Source organism: Cupriavidus sp. 09_S30, from assembly GCF_056930435.1.
Genome location: NZ_JBXOWI010000001.1, coordinates 3,219,901 through 3,232,949 on the forward strand (window position 1 = coordinate 3,219,901; position 13,049 = coordinate 3,232,949).

At 64.9% G+C, this 13,049-nt stretch carries 12 protein-coding genes; 2 read left to right on the forward strand and 10 right to left on the reverse strand.

All coding sequences use genetic code 11. The features are described 5' to 3' along the window. Window positions 1-44 precede the first annotated feature (44 nt). The 7 genes from AC1Z3O_RS15080 to AC1Z3O_RS15110 all read right to left on the reverse strand — a co-directional run bounded on the left by AC1Z3O_RS15080 (window position 45) and on the right by AC1Z3O_RS15110 (window position 8,024). On the reverse strand, window positions 45-1,304 hold the full coding sequence (locus AC1Z3O_RS15080; RefSeq protein ID WP_483516506.1) for a GGDEF domain-containing protein: 1,260 nt from the start codon (window positions 1,302-1,304) through the stop codon (window positions 45-47). Window positions 1,305-1,584: 280 nt separating this feature from the next. Further along, the gene (locus AC1Z3O_RS15085; protein ID WP_483516507.1) at window positions 1,585-4,731 is read right to left on the reverse strand and encodes a pilus assembly protein; all 3,147 of its coding nucleotides are present in this window, start codon (window positions 4,729-4,731) and stop codon (window positions 1,585-1,587) included. A gap of 32 nt (window positions 4,732-4,763) precedes the next feature. Continuing rightward, window positions 4,764-5,237 (reverse strand): hypothetical protein, encoded by a 474-nt coding sequence (locus AC1Z3O_RS15090; RefSeq protein WP_483516508.1) that lies wholly within the window; start codon window positions 5,235-5,237, stop codon window positions 4,764-4,766. A 1-nt stretch (window position 5,238) separates the two neighbouring features. After that, entirely contained in the window at window positions 5,239-6,285 is a 1,047-nt protein-coding gene (locus AC1Z3O_RS15095; protein WP_483516509.1) for a PilW family protein, read from the reverse strand. A 10-nt stretch (window positions 6,286-6,295) separates the two neighbouring features. After that, window positions 6,296-6,886: a type IV pilus modification protein PilV gene (pilV, locus tag AC1Z3O_RS15100; protein WP_483516510.1), complete on the reverse strand. Its 591-nt coding sequence runs from the start codon at window positions 6,884-6,886 to the stop codon at window positions 6,296-6,298. After that, window positions 6,886-7,365 (reverse strand): GspH/FimT family pseudopilin, encoded by a 480-nt coding sequence (locus AC1Z3O_RS15105; protein ID WP_483516511.1) that lies wholly within the window; start codon window positions 7,363-7,365, stop codon window positions 6,886-6,888. Before AC1Z3O_RS15105 ends, pilV begins: the two co-directional genes overlap by 1 nt. A gap of 8 nt (window positions 7,366-7,373) precedes the next feature. Further along, the gene (locus AC1Z3O_RS15110) at window positions 7,374-8,024 is read right to left on the reverse strand and encodes a type IV pilin protein (RefSeq protein WP_483516512.1); all 651 of its coding nucleotides are present in this window, start codon (window positions 8,022-8,024) and stop codon (window positions 7,374-7,376) included. 367 nt (window positions 8,025-8,391) lie between these two features. Between AC1Z3O_RS15110 and AC1Z3O_RS15115 the strand changes: the two genes are divergently transcribed. Together AC1Z3O_RS15115 and AC1Z3O_RS15120 are read left to right on the forward strand one after the other, a co-directional pair. Next, window positions 8,392-8,838, forward strand: a complete 447-nt coding sequence (locus tag AC1Z3O_RS15115; RefSeq protein ID WP_483516513.1) for a hypothetical protein — start codon at window positions 8,392-8,394, stop codon at window positions 8,836-8,838. A gap of 71 nt (window positions 8,839-8,909) precedes the next feature. Then, window positions 8,910-9,437: a YMGG-like glycine zipper-containing protein gene (locus AC1Z3O_RS15120; protein ID WP_483516514.1), complete on the forward strand. Its 528-nt coding sequence runs from the start codon at window positions 8,910-8,912 to the stop codon at window positions 9,435-9,437. Window positions 9,438-9,526: 89 nt separating this feature from the next. On the opposite strand, the gene AC1Z3O_RS15125 is transcribed toward AC1Z3O_RS15120, so the two are convergent. From AC1Z3O_RS15125 to AC1Z3O_RS15135, 3 genes are all read right to left on the reverse strand, one after another. After that, the gene (locus AC1Z3O_RS15125) at window positions 9,527-11,380 is read right to left on the reverse strand and encodes a PglL family O-oligosaccharyltransferase (protein WP_483516515.1); all 1,854 of its coding nucleotides are present in this window, start codon (window positions 11,378-11,380) and stop codon (window positions 9,527-9,529) included. A 115-nt stretch (window positions 11,381-11,495) separates the two neighbouring features. Further along, on the reverse strand, window positions 11,496-11,969 hold the full coding sequence (locus tag AC1Z3O_RS15130) for a pilin (RefSeq protein WP_483517619.1): 474 nt from the start codon (window positions 11,967-11,969) through the stop codon (window positions 11,496-11,498). A gap of 350 nt (window positions 11,970-12,319) precedes the next feature. Beyond that, window positions 12,320-13,015 carry a TerC family protein gene (locus AC1Z3O_RS15135; RefSeq protein ID WP_483516516.1) on the reverse strand — a complete coding sequence of 232 codons (696 nt, stop codon included), beginning with the start codon at window positions 13,013-13,015 and terminating at the stop codon, window positions 12,320-12,322. Window positions 13,016-13,049: the final 34 nt, after the last annotated feature.

The window sequence follows — 13,049 nt, forward strand, 5'->3', positions numbered from 1 at the left end:
ACGACGAGGCAAGCCGCCTGATGCCGCACCCATCGGCACTTCCTCTATAGCGCTTCAGCCGAAGCGGCATGGCGCGGGTGCCGCCCCGGCGTCGCCGAATCAAATGTCGTCAGCGGAAGGGAAGCCACGCCCTGCGCCGTTGATTCATCGGACCATTCGCGGCACCGGATACTGTTGCGGCCGGACCCCTTGGCCTCATAGAGCAAGGCATCGGCGGCGGCGATCAAGGACGCTTCGGTCACGTCATCCCCCGCCACCGAAAAATCGACGGACAACACACCAAAGCTGGCCGTGGCTGCGATGCTTCGACCGGGACCATCCATCGTCGGGCTGTCTGCAATCGTCGCGCGTAGCCGTTCCGCAACGTCCAAGGCGCCATCGAGATCCGTTTGCGACAAGACCAGGAGAAATTCCTCGCCGCCATAGCGCACTACGCTGTCGGTGTACTTGCGGGTTGTCGCCTGAAGCGTCGCCGAAACATGCTGGAGCACGGCGTCGCCGGTCTGGTGCCCATGGGCGTCGTTGATCAACTTGAAGTGATCGATGTCGCAAACCACCAAGGTCAACCAATTCTGGTACCGCCGCGCCCGCACGATCTCCGTCGGCAACAGCACCTCATGCAGATGGCGCCGGTTGTAGCACCCGGTCAGGTGGTCGCGTATCGAGAGATGCTTCACTTCCATCAGCCCCCGATACTCGCCGCGCCACAGCCGATGGTAGCGCCGGGCCGCGACAATGCCGAAGCTGTTGGCAAGCAGCAAGAGCATCGACATGGTCAGCGCATCGGAGGGTGTCAGGTTCCCCTTGCTCAGTGCGATCACGATGAAGGCTGCCGTGGCAGCGACAGCGATGCCCTTGGCAATGATCAGCCGATTGGGGATGAAGACGTAGACCACAATCAGCATGATGCACAGGGACATCGCATGCAATAGGATTTCCCTTGGGCGGAACCAGACGATGAGCATGAACGTTGCCATCCCCACCACCTCGGCGGCGCTCGCGACAAGCCAGTGAGCCGCCATCGATTCGGACTCATCGCGGATCAGGTGCAAGCCCATGATTGCCGTGATGGCCACCAGCATGCGGCCTGCGAGCAGGATCAATGCGGCCCGCCCATAACCCAGGGCGGCGACATCCGTCAGGGAAAAGGCCAGGTAGAAGGCAGAACAGAAAATCAGCGTGAGCCGCAAGGACGCATGGCTGACGTTCAGGTGGTGGCGCTGGAAGGCAAGCTCCGTTTCGGCATGACGGAACTCCACGTGCAGCGGCGCGATGGCAAATTTGGATTGGGATTCGGGATTCAAGGTCTTGTGCGGCAACGTCTGCCTTGAAAGGCTTCATACAGCCGGCATTCTACGGCGGACAGCGACGGAAACGGTGATTCGCGAACCGATCTGCGTGCCGGCAACGATCAACGACACGCGACGTCGATGGCGCATCGACACTGCAAACCCGCTCGCGCCCAACCGCAATCCTCCAACCCCGCGGGGACGAGACCAGGCGCTTTCGCCTGTTGAAGAATCTCGTCCGCTTGCGGCATTGGCACCTGCCGATCGTCGGCGTCCTGCAGATCATCAGTCGACCTCAGTCGATCGAGCGCCGCCAGTAGGTCCGGTAACGCCGGCCCAGCACGGGTCCCTTTGGCGTGAACACATTCGGGCCGCTGACGACCGCCTGGTAGTCCTTGTTATCGATCTGCACCGAGATCGGCACCGGCGTCGGCGCAAAGCCACCGCCGGGGAGTACCACATAGCGGGTGTCGGCGCCGCCCGCAGTGACATCAACGTTCGAAGCCCCGGTCAGGTAGCTCACCATGTAAAAGCGGGCCTCGCCAAGGTTCGAGGTGCAGGCATTGGCGGCGACCGTGGCGGGCACGTTGGTGGTGAAATTGACCGTGCCATTCATGGTCGTCGAGCCGCTGACCACCTTTTCTCCCGCACCGAGCGTGATATACCAGCCGCTGGCGTTGGACAGGGCCTGGTTGGCCGCCGCGGCCTGATCCGCGGTCCCCACCTGCACCAGGTTCGAGGTCGCGTCGTACAACTGGCCGGCCACCCCCGTGGTGGACCCTGCCGCGCCTTCGACGATCGGGGTCGAGCGCTGCGCGTACATGGCGTGATCGTCCTTGATCATGTAGTAGCGATTCGTGACGCTCGTGTCGAACGGGTGCTCGCGGTCGCCGGAGCCGATCAGCAGGCTGTCGGTCGGATTCAGCGTGGAGGCGGGAACGATATCCGGCGCGAACAGGAACCTGCGTGCGTTGGCACCGGTGCCCCCCAGCGATGCCAGCTGCGATACGGTCCACTTCGCCGGCGACGGGTCATTGATATTGATGCGCCAGATATTGCCACCGGTGTCGGCCGCGTAGAGGCGGTCGACGTTGCCGTCGCGATTGGAGTCGTAGATCGCGATATTGGCGGGGATCGGGTAGGTCATGCCGGGCACATTCAGGGCATTGGCCCCGGTGGTCACGGCGGGTCCTGCCTGCCAGACGATGGCGCCCGTGGTGGCATTCAGCACCATCACGCCGCGCCCCTGCGGCGCCGTCGGCACCTGGCCGAAGTCATTGACGACAGGGTCATAGCCCAGTCCGAAGATCAGCACGGGGCCGCTCGTCACGGCGGGAATGTTCGCCACGCGCAGGTCCGACCAGGTCTGCCCGAGTTCGCCGAATCCCGCATCGCTCGCGCTATGCTTCCACAGCAGCTTGGGCGTCGAGGGATCGGTCACGTCGAAGGCATACATGACCCGCCCGCCCCGGCGCATCGTCACGAACAGATAGGCCTGCGTGACGGTGCCAGAATTGGCATCGGTCACGGTGTAGACCGTTGGGGAACCGTCGACGAAGTAGGGCTTGGGCGTGCTCGACGTGATCTGCGGCGAATGCTGGTACATCCGCTTGAACTTATCGAAGCCCTCGACCGGCGCGAACGCCCACAGTTCGGTGCCGCCGTTGGTGCCTTGGCCACCGGTGATGGCGTGCAGCATGCCATCGTTGGCGCCGTAGAAGACCACGATGTCGTTCGGGTCCTGGTTCCGATAGTAGTTGACCACCGCCGGCCTGGAATGCAGCACGTCTCCGTGTACGAAGCCGCGGATGTTATAGGTCGTCGGGGCATTGGAGTTGGCCGTCGCGGGATCGTCCTGCAGGACATTGCCCCCGCGCACCCAGTTGATGATGGACGAGGCGCTGATCGTGTCGGTGCTCTGCAAGCCGAGCATCGACGCAACGATCGAGGCATTGCCCGTGCTGAAAGGCGTCGCCGACAGCAGCGATCCATTGGCGCAGTTGCCGGTACAGGTGTAGACCTTGCGGCCGGTCTGGTCAGTCGCGAACGCGGTGCGCAGATACTGCGCCGCTGCACCTTTTTCCACCAGGTCGCCGTCCGGCAAATCGGATTTGCCGCCAGCCCCCTGCGAATTACCGTAGAAGCTGGGGTCCCAGAACGTGGATGCCTTGGTCCAGAAGCTGATCGCTCCCGTCTTGAGGAAGCCGGTGGTGGGGCTCTGGGCGGCAACGTTCTGGCTGTCAGCCAGGTACAGATTGCCGTTGGCATCCGCTGCAAGCTTGTATTGCTTCAAGTTGCCGACCCAGTTGGGGCTGGCATTGGCGTCGGGCCGGAACATGCCCAGGTACACCTGGTTCAGGTAGGTGCCGCGCACGCTTACCGAGACCGGCAGCGAAACCGAGGCGAAGGTCGAGTTCACTGCCTGGATCTGATTCTGGATATCCGTCAGCGCCGCCGCCAGGGCGGAATCGCTGCCGGCCTGGTAGTAGGTGCCCTCGCCATTCTTTGCCATGCGCTTCATCATCGCGGTGAAGTCCGGATTGTTCTGCGCATTGAAGGCGTCGATGGTAAAGGTTTTGACCGCGCCGTTCGCTGCGGCCGCAGTACCGGCGCCGAGATCCGGGCGCTGGTAAAGGAACAGCGTCCAGGCAGCCTGCACATCCGCGATCGAGGAATACCCGGGATACTTTGCCAGCGTCGTGCTGGAGGGATCCGTCGAGGCCGGCGTCGGCGGCAACCCGCCCTGGCGGTTGTTGCCGATGAAGATGATGTAGGTCTTCGCGCAGTTGCTGCCGCTGCCGAGAGGGCTGTTGTAGGCCGAGGTGGCAGCGGAGCCTTTGTAGCCATAGCCGCCGCTCAGGCCGCCAATGCCTGAGGTCGTCAGATTGTTGGCGATCTTGTTACCTTGGACCATGCCCGTGTTGCCCGGGAAGTCCGCCAGCGGGTCCATGCCGGCCCAGCTGTTGGCACCCTTCAGATACAGCCAGGCTTCGTACAGGGCATTGGCATAATCGCCGGAGGCCTGGTCCACCTCCTCTTCGGGCGCGTTGACGTTGATGTTGCTGACGATATTCTGCAGCGCGGTTACATTGGGCTGCTGGCCCATGTCGCGTATGCCATAGCGCAGGTAGCCGCCATCGCGCTTGTTCTGCAGCGTGAACTCCATCAGGCCGACGTTCGCCCGCACCCCCTTTGCGTAGAGGTTGCCCACGAAATTGCTGATGGCCGCCAGTTCGGCCTGCCCCTGTGTCGACATGCCAACCCATTTCTGGGAGCTCTTGGACCAGTTGGACGTGTTGTCCAGGATGAACAGGATATTCGGCGCCGGAGAAGCGACTGCCGGGGGCTGGTTATAGATGTCCGTATCATCACTGCGGCCCGGGATCGAAACCAAGGCCAGCGCAGTCATCAAAACAAGCTTCAGCAGGCTTGTCTTGTTCATGTGAAACCCTCCAGGGCAAGGGAAGTTGTCGGTCAGGCGGGGCACAATGCGGTCGAGTTCATCCGCACCTTGGCGCCCTGGTGCACGGTGACGGTCGCACCGGTGCGGTTGTCCAGCACGGACGCGGTGATGTCCCAATAGGTATCCTTGGGCGCGGACGCGGCGAAGTCGGCACTGTATCCGTCGGCAGCAGTCAGCTGCAGGCATGAGGGCTTGGCCACCTGGACGGTGTAGTCGGCCACGCCATCGTTGTTGATATCGATGTTGAAGGTCTGGGCCGTCGGGTTGTAGAAGCTGTTGGTGGAACTCATGACCTGCTCGATGGCCTGCTGCGCGGCGGCCGTGGCCTCTGCGCTGGCCTGCTGGTTGCTCACCGCGCGCAGGTTGGTCCTGCCCATCCGTACGGCGGACACCACCAGCAGCGTCAGCACCACCAGCATCACCAGCCCCACCACCAGGCTCACGCCTGCCTGCCGCGCAAGGCGTCGGGACGATCCGTGCTTCATCTCACTCTCTCCGGCTGCTGGGATTGACCACGCGCACGGTGCCAGCGTAGACGTGCCGCTTGAAGTTGTCCGAGAAGGGACCGACCGATCCCGCCGCGCCCAGGCTGTAGGTCTTGGTTGCCGTAGTGGCCGCACTGACGGACGCCTCCGTATTGCGTGCCAGCAGGTTGACCTGCACGGCCATCACATTGGGCCAGTCGGTCACGGCTGCCGGCACGGTGAGGAAGGGCACGGCCGGCGAGCCGGAGCCGATGCCGTCGATGCCGTAGTCGAGCTGCAGATTCTCGATGCCATCCACCAGCGGTGTGATGACGAACGCCGGCGCGTTGTTTGCCACGGTGAGCTCCAGGCGCTTGAGGGTCGGCACCGGCTTACCGCTGTCCGCGGCCGCGGTGCAGGTGGTGGCGCCGGCAGCGAAGATGTTGCAGGGGCTGACGAAATAGATGTGCTCGATATAACGTCGCAGCGCGGCCGGCGTGATGCCATCGTTTTGCGTCAGCGTGTAGAGCGAAGGCGCGGTCGGCGTCGGGTCGGGGCCGATGCCGGGCACAACGGCGCTTGGCGTGCTCTGCACATAGACCTGGCCCACGACCGCATTGGCGAGCGTGGGCAGCGTGTCCAACGTTTCCAGTCGCCGCACGACGAGGATATCCGTGCCCGCCACATGATTGGCATCCGCCAGGCACGCCGACAGGGGTGCCGGCACGGTGGCCGGCGCATCGTAGCCCTGCAGCGGCATGGCGAGCGCGTTGGAGATCGAATTCACATCCGTCGCGCAGGGGTCCGGCAAGGCGGTCGGCGGCGTGAAGCTGCCGCCGTACTGCCCGTAGTAGCCGGCATGCTGGATATCATCGCTGAGCAGCGAGAAGGCGTAGCGGCCGTTCTCGATCTGGCGCGCGGCCCTGTCGAGTTCATAACGCTCACCGCTTTGCTGGCTGATGAGGGCGGCAACGCCCGCCATCAGGAACAGGCCGATGGTGATCGCGACCATCAGCTCGATGAGCGAAAGGCCGGTCTGGCGCGCGAGTAACCTGGATGTCTTTGCCATGGCGCCGGACTCAGTTCAGGTTGGCGATCTGCAGCGTCGCGCTGACGACGCGCCGTTGCGTCTCGTCGCCATACAAGCCCATGGCACAGCCCAGCCCGGCGCCCGGGGCGACCGTCTTGCTGTTGCCCTGCCAGGCGACGCTGACGAGGTAGACGCCGCGCACAGCGTCGTAGCTGACACAACCGCGCGCGCCGATCATGGCGCCCACGCTATTTCCGCCCAGCGTCTCCGCGGAGCCGGACAGCAGATTGCTCCAGGTGGCAAGATCGTTGTTGGCCAGCGTATAGGCCTGGGCAGTGCCCAGCGAGCATGCGGGCGCCGCCGCCGCACCCGTGCCGAGATAGGGCACGCCGTTGACGGCGTCGGTGGTAAAGGCATAGCAGCCGGCGGCCACGCGATTGGTGTTGATGCGGTTGACCATGTCCTGCAGCAGGACCAGGGCCTGGGCGCGCTGGTAGGACTCGGTCTCGGCGCGCTGCGTCACCAGCAGCAGGCCGACCAGCCCGAGCAGCCCCACCAGCAGGATGACCAGGGTGACGAGCGCTTCGATCAGCGCGAAGCCGGCTGCGCGGCGGTGGAATTTCGGCGTGCAGACGCGCATCAGCAACTCCCCGCCTGGCTGCTCGGCATGCCGCTGAGCGTGACGCTGACGCAGCGCCCCTGCACCCCGGACGAGCTTGTGCTGATACTGAACGGCGCGACGCCCGCGGTGAGGCGGCCGTTTCCGCCATACACCAGTCCGGCGGTCGGCCCGCTCACCGTAAGCCCGGTCAGCGCCTCTTGCTGCATCAGGGTGGTCGTGCCGCTGGCGACCGTCCACCCGCTCTGCCATCCGCCCGACGCCGCGGTGATGGTGATATTGGCGTTGCGCTTGATCGCCTCGCTGCGCGCGAAGATCAGCGCGGACGTGATGTTGTAGGCTGCGGCGCGGACCTTCTGCCCGACAATGAACTGCGTAAAGAGGGGGGTGGCAATGCTGGCCAGGATGGCAACGACCATCACCGTCGTAAGCAGTTCGATCAGCGTGAAGCCCCGGCCCAGACGCGAGCCGGCAAACCCTTGCCCGATGGCGGAACGCATATTCCCGCTCACCAGCAAGTGGAAACGGTACCGGTACCGCTGACACCCTTGGTGCCGGCCTGATCGACGGTCAGGTTCTGGCAGAGGGTATCGTTGGTGGCTTGTCCACCGATCGGTGTCGCGGTCACCAGATAGGTTGGCGGCGCCACAGCGTTGCTGGCGGCGACGGTGACCGTGTAATTTCTCGCCACTTCAGAAGGAATCGTGGCGTAGCCGAGCGCCGTCATGCTCGTGGCATATTGGCGCGCGTCCATGTTGTACTGCTCTTGCTGGTTGGCCACGCCGAGGATGAAGCTTTGCGCCGCCGAGCGATTGCTGCGCACGATGTACTGCAAGTAGGACGGATAGGCGGCCATCGCGAGGATGGCGACGATCGCCACCGTGATCATCAGCTCGATGAGCGTAAAGCCGGATTGCGCGCTGGTGCCTCGCAACGCCCTTGATGCTTCACCAGCAGTGACGCGGCGCGCAGCGACCCCCGCAACCGATGCCTGGCGGCAAAGGAAGTGACCCATGTTGACCCCACATTTATATTTTTTTGATTTGACTTGCTCATCGGCACAGCAAGTGTGCGCAAGGAGACAGTCTGTCTGCAGATTTAACAACTTTTTTTGTGAATTTGCCACCAGTTTGTGGAGGAGCAGGCCGTTGTACAACATGACGACTCCCTACAGACATGGCCTATCACGCATGTGTCGTGCCATGGAATTCCGGCCATTGGCGCAGCGAACATTGCCCTGACAATGCCTTGGATCCGCAGCGGCTGCGGGAAAATCACGGCGGGGAAGTCGGGGACTGCGTGGCCGCCTGGGGCCGCCGCGAAGAGCGAGGCACCATGCTGCTGTGGTGCCGGCGATTCTTACCCGCCATGTCTCCGACTTACAACATCACAAGCCGCTCTGTAATAAGCGTAACGGCCGATCTCAGCGGCATCGGCGACATGGGTTCGCGCGCTAAATTGGTATTCAATTAGCAGAGGGACAGCCGCACTGCCGCCGCTGTCCAGGGAGTACCGAGGTGAGCATCATGAACGCGCGAAATCTGGGCCGGATCGGCCTGTTGGTTGCGGCGCTTGCCGTGGCCGGCGGCGCAAGCGTGCCAGCACAGGCCCACGGCGGCCACGGTGGCGGCCACGCGCATGTCGGGGTGGGCTTCTACTTCGGGCCGGGTTGGGGTTGGGGCTATGGCTACCCCTATGCCTACCCTTATCCCTATCCCTACTACTATCCCGGCTACTATCCGCCTGCCGCGGCGGCAGTCCCTAGTTCGCCGCCGCAGTATATCGAGCAGGGCGACGTGAACGGCGACATGAGCGGCGACATGAACGGCGGCGAGGCCGCCGGCACCGGCGATCCGGGCGCGACGGCTCCCGGCGTCTGGTACCACTGCCGCAAGCCCGACGGCTACTACCCCTATATCAAGGACTGTCCCGGCGGCTGGGAGGAGGTACCGGCCCAACCGCCTTCGAGCTGAGCGCGCGATCCCGCTCCCGATGACCCACGAATCGCGCCGCTAGCGTGCCGCCACTTCTCCGAGGTATGCAAATGAAAGCCCTACCCCTCTTCGGCCTGCCGCTCGCCGTGCTGGTCTTGAGCGGTTGTACGGTGCTGCCGACCGGGCCGAGCGTGATGGCGCTGCCCGGCACCGGTAAGAACTTCGACCAGTTCCGTGCCGACGATGCAAGCTGCCGGCAGTTCGCCTATGTCCAGGTGGGCGGCGTGACTGCCGACCAGGCGGCGACCCACAGCGCGGTCGGCAGCGCGGTGGTGGGCACGGCGCTGGGCGCTGCCGCGGGTGCCGCCTTCGGTGGCGGCGAGGGAGCAGCCATTGGTGCCGGCGCCGGCCTGCTGACGGGATCGGCAATCGGCTACAACAATGCGGCGTATTCGGGCTACGGCAGCCAGCAGCGCTATGACGCGGCCTATATCCAGTGCATGTACGCCAGCGGCAACAAGGTGCCGGTGTACGGCCACATGGCCACGCAGGTGGCGCCGCACCCCGGCACGGCCTACTACAGGCCGGCGCCGCCGCCACCGCCACCGCCGGGCTACTACGCCACGCCCGCCTATTGATCTCGGATGGATCCCCGATTGATCCCGCCGATTGAACCCGGATTGATCCCGGACCCCGGCCGGGGTCGCTGGCCCCGGCGCGCAGACGCTCAGTCCTCCTGCATCGTCGCGCCCTTGCGGCGCGCCCAGTCGCAGAAAGCCTGCGGCCTGTCCTCGGCGCGCAGGCCGGTGCATGCCTTGTTGACAGTGCCGAACTGCGCCGCCTCGTCGCCCGCATAGTAGAAACGCAGCCGCAGCAGCCACGTACGCGCGCGCGCCTCATCGCCCGTCAGCGCGAGCAGCCAGGCCGTGCGCGCGATCATCTCTGGCGTGGGCAGCAGATGCACCGCCGCGATATGGCCCGGCAGCAACTGCGCGGCATTCGCCGGCGTGATGCGCGCCAGTTCGGCGCGTTCCGCGCCCGCCTGGGTGCAGAACCAGAGGCGCGGCAGCGGCAGGGCCTCGCGCTTGGCGCTGCTGGCGTACTCGCGCGCTTCCAGGCGGCGGTAGTCCTGCCACATCGTCGTCAGCACGGCACCGGCGGCCACGATGAACACTGCCGCCGCCACGCGGCGCAGCCCTCGCGACGGCTGCCAGCGCAGCAGGCCGGATGGCTCCAGCCAAGCGATCAGGAAGCAGAACGGCAGCAGGAAGTAGGCGTAGTGCAGCGGGTATTCGAGCATCGAATGCGCGCACAGCATCGCTAACCAGGTCAGCACCAGCACCGTCTGCGCGCGCTCGTCCGCGCCGGCGCGCCACAGGCGCGCGCGCACCACGCGCCACAGCCAGCCCGCCAGCACCAGCGCCACGCCCAGCGCGCCCACCACGCCGGTCTTGGCCAGCAGGTCGAGCACGCCGTTGTGCGCGTGCAGCGACATCTCCACCGTCACGCCCACTGCCTCGAGCTGCTCGAACTGCGCCCAGCCGAATTCGCCCCAGCCCACCCCCAGCCAGGGATGGGCGCGGAACATAGCCCAGGCATGCGTCCACAGTGCGCCGCGCGCCGAGATCTGGTCGGACGCCTGCAACTGGGCGATGGTATCGAACAGGTTCCAGCCGAACATCTGCCCCGCCGACTTGATCAGCGGCTGCAGCACCAGCAGCATGACGACCAGCGCCACGGCGGCGAAGACCAGGCCGGCCGGACGCGCCATCGGTTCGCCTCGGCGCTCTGCGCTGGACCCGCCGAACATACTGCCGCGCTGAAGACCGCCCAGGCCGCCGCCCGCGCGCGCCAGCCAGGCCGCAACCAGCGCGTAGAGCGTCGCCAGCCCCACGTGCATCACGCCCGTGCGCGAGCCCGACAGCACGATGCCGCTCTCCAGCAGCAGCACCGCCGCCAGCCAGGCCGGCGCGCGCAGCCGCCCGCGCGAGGCCAGCCAGACCGAGGCCGCCAGCGCCAGGCCCTCGACTGTCGCCTGGTGGTTGGGCTGGTTCAGGTTGCCCCAGAGCCGCCGGTTGTCATCGTAGAAGTAGGAAGAGACCAGGCCGAGGCTTGCGGGCTCCATGTGGAAGACCTGGGCCCACTGCGCGACCGTGCCGAGCAGCCCGGCCACCAGCCAGGCCGCAGCGAAGGCGTCGACCAGTTGCCGCCGGCCATCGGCACCCGCGGCCTGCCCGTAGCGCCAGGCCGCGAACATCACCACGGCGGCGAGCGACAGCGACAACTGGGTGGTCAGGCGGTTGCCGGTCAGGTCCGGCATGCCCGCAGCGGCTTGCAGGAAGCCGGTAATGACGAGCCACAGCGGGAACAGCAGCACCCACGGCAGCAGCGGCGCATCGGCGCGATCCGTGCGCCGCGTGCCTGCCCTGCACAGCCCCCAGGCGGTCAGCGCGAACGCCAGTACCGAGGCCCATTCGCCATAGAAGGTGGCGAGTGGCAGGGTGTGCCGGGAAACCAGCGGGGGAAAGGTGACGGCGAGAAATACGGCTAGGGCCGGAAACGAGGTCCTGATCGGCGGCATGCGGGTGCCTGGTGGGGGCAAAGCGGCATGATAGCTTGGGGGGTGGGAAAAGAAAAAGCGCCCCGGAGGGGCGCCTTTTGGCAGGACACGGTCAGGCCGGAGCCTGGAACGCTGATCAGCAGATAGAAGCGCCCGTGCACGTACCGGTCTTCGCCCAGGTCAGTGCGGCAGAACCACCAGCCGCTCCGGCGGTAGGCGTCAGAATGTATGTTTCACCGGACAGCCCATTGACAGCTGCGCCAGCGGCACCAACTGCAGTCGCCGTGATCACACCACCTGCCGTCGTCGTCACCGACGCCACCAAGCCCGCCGAAGCCGTGGTATCCGCCGGAATACCATTCGTCCCCGGTTTGCCACATTGAGTGATGTCATTTGCCATTTCTTGATAGCACGCGTCGACGGCAAGCTTGTACGGCGCGGCAGCGTTCACAACTTCGGTGAATTTTGCCTTCTTGGTGTATTGCTGGTACTGAGGAATGGCAATCGCTGCCAGGATGCCGATGATCGCGATGACGATCATCAGTTCGATCAGCGTGAAGCCCTTCTGGACGCGGCGGCCCAGCTTTTTCATTTGTTGTACCCGTTGCATTTGGATTGACCCCTTGAAGAAATTTTCTTGATGTGACGAAGCATCGTGTTTCATGTGATGCGGGACATGTTTAGCAGGCTTTGTGCCAGCCCTTGCAACCGCCCTTTGTCTGCAAGAAGTGACAATTTTCGGCAGTTCCGACGCCGCCAGCTTTGCGCCAGCGCAAAAAATTGTCACCCATGCTGACAGCTTGCGGCAGCCGATGAAAGCAGTGTTTCATTCAGCATCAAATTTTCTGAAGACCACTTTCCCGATCCGGGAGAGGCTGCAGGAAACGAGAACGGCCGCAATCTGCGGCCGTTCGTGCAGCGGCGCCCGGCAGGCGCCGCCATCCGGATTGGGATTGGCGATCAGGCCGCCTGCGTGGCGCGGCGCTGCATCAGCTTGCCCACCAGCACCACCAGCGCGGCGCCGATCAAGCCGAACACCAGGTGCGCGTGCGACACATTGGCCTCGAACCAGGCATCGACGACCGGATCGGTGACCAGCATCTCGCCGGCCAGGTAGCCCAGCAGGGCGGCGCCCAGCACGATGATGATGGGGAAGCGCTCCATCACCTTGAGCAGCAGGGTGCTGCCGAACACGATCAGCGGGATGGACAGGCCCAGGCCCAGCACCAGCAGCATCAGCTGGCTGCCCTCGGGGCCCTTCTGCGCGGCGGCGGCCACGGCCACCACGTTGTCCAGCGACATCACCAGGTCGGCGATCAGGATGGTGCGGATCGCGGCCCAGATATTGTCCTTGGCGTCGTGGCCGTCCTCGTCGTCATCGCCGGTCAGCAACTGCACACCGATGTAGACCAGCAGCACGGCGCCGACGATCTTCAGGTAGGGCAGGCTCAGCAGCTTGACGGCGGCCACGGTCAGCACCACGCGCATGATGATGGCGGCGGCGCTGCCCCAGAAGATGGCCTTCTTCTGCTGTACGGGGGGCAGGTTGCGCGAGGCCAGCGCGATCACGACCGCGTTGTCGCCCGAAAGCACGATATTGGTCAGGATGATCGATCCCAGCGCGATCCAGAACGCGGTGGAGGACAGCAGTTCCACGGTGAAGCTCCTCGGTTTTTAAGTCTTGATGTTG

What these genes read in the sequence shown, in the direction of transcription:
- AC1Z3O_RS15085 (WP_483516507.1), bottom strand. Translation starts at nt 4,731, where the DNA reads ATGAACAAGACAAGCCTGCTGAAGCTTGTTTTGATGACTGCGCTGGCC.
- AC1Z3O_RS15090 (WP_483516508.1), bottom strand. Translation starts at nt 5,237, where the DNA reads ATGAAGCACGGATCGTCCCGACGCCTTGCGCGGCAGGCAGGCGTGAGC.
- AC1Z3O_RS15095 (WP_483516509.1), bottom strand. Translation starts at nt 6,285, where the DNA reads ATGGCAAAGACATCCAGGTTACTCGCGCGCCAGACCGGCCTTTCGCTC.
- pilV (WP_483516510.1), bottom strand. Translation starts at nt 6,886, where the DNA reads ATGCGCGTCTGCACGCCGAAATTCCACCGCCGCGCAGCCGGCTTCGCG.
- AC1Z3O_RS15105 (WP_483516511.1), bottom strand. Translation starts at nt 7,365, where the DNA reads ATGCGTTCCGCCATCGGGCAAGGGTTTGCCGGCTCGCGTCTGGGCCGG.
- AC1Z3O_RS15110 (WP_483516512.1), bottom strand. Translation starts at nt 8,024, where the DNA reads ATGTTGTACAACGGCCTGCTCCTCCACAAACTGGTGGCAAATTCACAA.
- AC1Z3O_RS15115 (WP_483516513.1), top strand. Translation starts at nt 8,392, where the DNA reads ATGAACGCGCGAAATCTGGGCCGGATCGGCCTGTTGGTTGCGGCGCTT.
- AC1Z3O_RS15120 (WP_483516514.1), top strand. Translation starts at nt 8,910, where the DNA reads ATGAAAGCCCTACCCCTCTTCGGCCTGCCGCTCGCCGTGCTGGTCTTG.
- AC1Z3O_RS15125 (WP_483516515.1), bottom strand. Translation starts at nt 11,380, where the DNA reads ATGCCGCCGATCAGGACCTCGTTTCCGGCCCTAGCCGTATTTCTCGCC.
- AC1Z3O_RS15130 (WP_483517619.1), bottom strand. Translation starts at nt 11,969, where the DNA reads ATGCAACGGGTACAACAAATGAAAAAGCTGGGCCGCCGCGTCCAGAAG.